The organism is Methylocaldum sp., from assembly GCF_039794385.1.
Taxonomy (GTDB): Bacteria; Pseudomonadota; Gammaproteobacteria; order Methylococcales; family Methylococcaceae; genus Methylocaldum.
Window position 1 is genome coordinate 1 of record NZ_JBDIVO010000387.1, and the last position, 4,042, is coordinate 4,042.

Annotated in this window: 3 protein-coding genes and 1 pseudogene; all 4 read left to right on the plus strand. The window is 58.0% G+C overall.

The window, feature by feature from the left end:
- The coding region (locus ABJK70_RS21240) for a TldD/PmbA family protein (RefSeq protein ID WP_347259042.1) at positions 1–894 on the plus strand (894 nt) is incomplete at its 5' end.
- Positions 891–2,255 carry a metallopeptidase TldD-related protein gene (locus tag ABJK70_RS21245; RefSeq protein WP_086133196.1) on the plus strand — a complete coding sequence of 455 codons (1,365 nt, stop codon included), beginning with the start codon at positions 891–893 and terminating at the stop codon, positions 2,253–2,255. The genes ABJK70_RS21240 and ABJK70_RS21245, both read left to right, overlap by 4 nt.
- Positions 2,256–2,389: 134 nt before the next feature.
- A pseudogene (locus ABJK70_RS21250) lies at positions 2,390–3,423 on the plus strand (IS630 family transposase).
- Between the two features lie 85 nt (positions 3,424–3,508).
- Complete coding sequence (locus tag ABJK70_RS21255; RefSeq protein WP_347259043.1) at positions 3,509–3,898, plus strand: hypothetical protein; 390 nt, start codon at positions 3,509–3,511, stop codon at positions 3,896–3,898.
- Positions 3,899–4,042 lie beyond the last annotated feature (144 nt).

Consider the following 4,042-nt stretch of genomic DNA (forward strand, 5'->3'; position numbering starts at 1 on the left):
GAGACCCAGCAGCGTTCATTGAACGGCCCGGCCGCCCGCTGCCGTCAGGCGGGGTTGGAATTCTTCGATTTTTCGGCCCTTCACGCCGAGTGTGAGCGGGCGGGCCGCGAGGCGCTCGAATTGCTGGACGCCGAAAATTGTCCCGATGAGACGCTGGATCTGATCCTGGCGCCGGACCAGATGCTGCTGCAGATCCACGAATCGATCGGCCATCCGTTGGAACTCGACCGCATCCTCGGTGACGAGCGTAACTATGCCGGCTGGAGCTTCGTGAAGCCGGACGATTTCGGCCGGCTGCGCTATGGCTCGCCCCTGCTGAACGTCACCTTCGACCCCACCGTCGCGGGTGAGTTTGCCTCTTACGCCTTCGATGACTGCGGCAACCCCGCGACACGGGAATATCTGATCCGGGACGGCGTGTTGCTGCGGGGGCTCGGCAGTTTGGAAAGTCAGTCTCGACTCGGCATTCCCGGCGTCGCCAATTTCCGTTCGGCCGGCTGGAATCGGGCGCCGATCGACCGCATGGCGAACATCAACCTGGAACCGGGCACCAGTTCCCTGGCCGAGATGATCGCTTCCGTGGAGCGAGGCGTTTACATGCAATCCAATCGATCCTGGTCCATCGACGACTACCGCAACAAATTCCAGTTTGGCTGCGAATATGCCCGCAGGATCGAACAAGGCCGGTTGACCGACGTCCTCAAAAATCCCAATTACCGGGGGATGACGGTGCCTTTTTGGAATGCACTGAAGCAGGTCGGTTGTCGCGACGAGCGGGAGCTCTTCGGAACGCCGTATTGCGGGAAAGGCGAACCTAATCAGCTCATCCGCGTCGGCCATGCCGCCCCGCCCTGTCTGTTTGCGGGCATCGACGTGTTCGGAGGTGGCTCGTGAGCTTTCTTCCGGAAACCCGACGGCTCTTCGACGATCTCGCGGATACAACCTTTTCCGACTTGAAGGCCGGAGAAGCGCTCAGCCTCCAACTCACCGCCGAAGATCAAACCTATGTGCGGTTCAACGATTCCAAAGTGCGGCAAGCCACGGCCGTCTTGCAGAGAAACCTGGCACTCACCTTTCAGTGGGCTGGCCGTCAGGTGACTTTCATGTTTGACCTCAGCGGCCACCTCGATCACGATCGGGCACTCCTGCGTTCCTGGTTGGAGCGGGCACGGCGGGAAGCTCGAACACTCCCGGAAGACCCTTTCGCGGTGCCCCTGCAAGACCATGGAACCAGCGAACACGAACATTCCGGGACAGAGCCGGACGCCGCCGCTGCGGTCAAGGCCATCGCCCGCGTCACCCAAGGGACGGACTTTACCGGACTCTTGGCCGCGGGCCCGCAGGTCCGCGCGGTCCGCAATTCGGCGGGGTTGAACCACTGGTTTTCGACCGCATCCCTATGGGTGGATTATTCCCTGTTCACGACCAACGCGTCCGGAGATAACAAGGCCGTCAAAGGTCGGTTCTGGGGGCCGGCATGGGATGAGGACCGGTTCCAGGCCGTCCTGGCTGCCGACAAGGCCCGGCTTGCCTTCTTGAAACGCCCTGCCCGCCCGATTGCGCCTGGCGAGTATCGGGTGTACTTCGCGCCGGCCGCCGTCGCCGAACTGATCGCCATGTTCTCATGGGGCGCGCTCAGTTACCGGGCGTACCGGGATGGTAACTGTCCTCTCAAGCGACTGATCCAGGGTGAGGTCGGTCTGTCCGAACAGTTCACCTTGAAAGAAAACTTCTGCTTGGCGCTCACGCCGCGCTTCAACAGCCTGGGCGAGCTTCCGCCGGTGGAGTTGATGCTCATCGAGAAGGGGCAGTTGAAAAACCTGCTGGTGAGTTCCCGTTCCGCAAAACAATATGGCGTGCCGTCCAATGCGGCCGATCCGAGCGGCTGGTTCGGAGAGCATTTGCGCGCGCCGGAACTGATGGCCGGCAACCTGCCTGAGACCGAGGTCCTGAACTGCCTGGGTACCGGTCTTTACGTGGGCAATCTGCATTACCTCAACTGGAGCGATGTCCAGGCCGCCCGGGTGACCGGCATGACCCGCTACGCCTGTTTCTGGGTCGAGAACGGCGAAATCGCGGCACCCATCAATGATCTGCGGTTTGACGACAGTTTGTATCGATTGTTTGGCTCGGCGCTCGAGGCGCTGACCCGGGAAAGCCCGATCCATCCCGCCATCGATACCTATCACTGTCGTGCACTCGGCGGCAGCAAGATACCCGGCGCGCTCGTCGGCACCTTTCGCTTCACGCTTTAAATAATCGGCACAGGGCCCGTTCCAGGCATTCTCAGGGAGCCCCCGGCGATTGGTTTTCGGCTAAAGGGGACGGCCATGTACGGCTTATACTAACCGTAAAATAAAGAATGCCATATTCGTGTTAGGCTACGGCCATGAGATGCAAAAGAGACTCTGACGGGCGATCGATCGACAATCTCTCGCTCCAAGTCATGCGCCAGCAGGCGGTTAAAGCGGTCGGCAAAGGCGAGACCGTGGCCAGTGTTGCCGCCGCCTTTGGCGTCAATATCCGAACGGTATTTCGCTGGCTGTCGGACTTTGCCAGCGGTGGACAAAATGCCTTGCTGGCCAAATCGATTCCCGGTCGACCCCCGAAGGTGACCCCGGACGAAATGCGCTGGCTTGCCGAGACCGTGCGTGATCAGACGCCCCTGCAAATGAAGTTTGAATTTGGTCTGTGGACCTTGTCGCTGATCGGCGAAGTGATCTACCGGCAGTTCGGCAAGCGGCTGACCAAGCCCAGTGTGGGGCGGATCATGCGGATGCTGGGGTTTACCCCACAACGGCCATTGTATCGAGCCTGGCAACAAGACCCGGTGCTGGTCGAAAGGTGGCAGGCGGAAGCGTTTCCGCGCCTGCAAGCCGAGGCGAAACGGGCCGGTGCGGTGATCTATTTTGCCGATGAAGCGGGCCTTCGTTCCGATTACCATGCGGGCACGACGTGGGCGCCGTGCGGCCGAACCCCGGTGGTCAAGGCGACCGGCCGGCGCTTTGGCCTGAATGTCATTTCCGCGGTCAGCGCTCGTGGCGATTTCCGTTTCATGGTCCAGGAGGGAACGGTCACGACGGTGGTCTTTCGTGAGTTTCTCAAACGCCTGATGGTCGGGGCCAAGCAACCGATCTTTCTGGTGGTGGACGGGCACCCGATTCATAAGGCCAAGTTGGTCAAAGACTACGTGGAACAGCAGCAGGGACGGCTGAAACTGGTGTACCTGCCCCCTTATTCCCCGCAACTGAACCCGGATGAGCAGGTCTCGGGGTCTGTGAATCCAGGGTGGCCAAACACTTACCCGAGAATAAAGCCGATTTGAAACGATGCCTGATCGGGGCCTCGCGGCGACTTCAGAAACTACCGCAGATAATGGTCGCATTCTTCCGGCACCCTGAATGCCGATACGCCATAACATGACAATACTTTCTTTACGCTTAGTAACTGCCGGAACAATATACTATAAAACTTATTATGTTAGCGAACCCAGGTGAAAGAAATGAGTATGAAATCCAGCTTAATAAAAATGGCAATAAAATTGACACCCAATAGATTGATTATTTGGGTGGCGAATATAATCCTTAAGGGTATTGCAGAATTAAAGAAATTTCGTTTTGACCTCGACGCGCGAACAATCTACGTTCAAACAAGGCTCTACGGTGAACAGGAAGCAATTGAAGTTTATCTGGAAGATTTTGCTGTTTTTAAGGACGGTGATTCCTACAGATTCATTATCCACCAGGCAAAATCGGACCGCCTTTGGCTGAATAACTTATTGTCCCGTATCGCAGGAAAAGCCTGGGAAATTCCTGCTATACCGCCATTGACGGCTCAACTCGAGCTTGCAGCCGAGTTGTTCAAAGCCAAATCTCCGGCACTGGGAAAAATCGATTGAGATTACACCCTTCCGCACGGCCTATACCTGCGCCGTCGGTGCGGATCGCTTCCACGATAAGATCATTCCGCCGGGTTGGATTGCCGATCTGAACGCGGCGTTCTAAGTACATTCAGGGAAGTCTTGCGGCATAGGCAACCTGCA

What these genes read in the sequence shown, in the direction of transcription:
- ABJK70_RS21255 (WP_347259043.1), top strand. Translation starts at nt 3,509, where the DNA reads ATGAAATCCAGCTTAATAAAAATGGCAATAAAATTGACACCCAATAGA.